General features: G+C 68.3%; 1 protein-coding gene and 1 pseudogene. Both read left to right on the forward strand.

Features of this window, described 5'->3' with window-relative positions; all coding sequences use genetic code 11:
- A pseudogene (locus tag EN852_RS34860) lies at window positions 1-367 on the forward strand (short-chain dehydrogenase); the annotation flags it as partial.
- Window positions 364-533, forward strand: a 170-nt coding sequence (locus EN852_RS34865) for a sigma factor (RefSeq protein ID WP_281407823.1), incomplete at its 3' end; no start/stop codon positions are given. The pseudogene EN852_RS34860 and the gene EN852_RS34865, both read left to right, overlap by 4 nt.

The raw sequence follows: 533 nt of genomic DNA on the forward strand, positions 1-533 counted from the left end.
CGGCGCCGCCGTCACCGGATCGCAGATGTCGGGCGGTTATGGTGGGTCCAAGCGGATGTTGTGGTTCATGGCCAAATACGCCAATGGCGTGGCGCAAGAGAAAGACCTCGGCATACGCTTCCAGGCGATCCTGCCCCGGCAGATGATCCTCGGCACCGGGATCGGCGATGCGGCCGCCGGCGCCTATGCCGGCTCGATCGGCATCACGCCGGAACAATTCGTCGCCCGCTTCGGCGCACCGATGCCGCCCCGGGCGTTCGGCGACAGGGTCGTCTCGCTGCTGGAGGACCCGGCCTATGCCGAGGGCGTCGTCTTCGGCCTCAGCGGCGACGCGGGCGTGACGATCATGGAGGGCACTGGTCCTTGAGCGACGGAAAGTCAGCCGTGGAGCGCGACCGACGGGAGGGGCTGCTTGCCCTTGCCGCCGCGTTGCGGCCGGAGCTGCACCGCTACTGTTCGCGGCTGATGGGATCGGTCATCGACGGCGAGGACGTCGTGCAGGATACGTTTGCCCGCGCCTTCGTGGCGCTCGA

The organism is Mesorhizobium sp. M2E.F.Ca.ET.209.01.1.1 (assembly GCF_004010375.2).
Classification (GTDB): domain Bacteria; phylum Pseudomonadota; class Alphaproteobacteria; order Rhizobiales; family Rhizobiaceae; genus Mesorhizobium.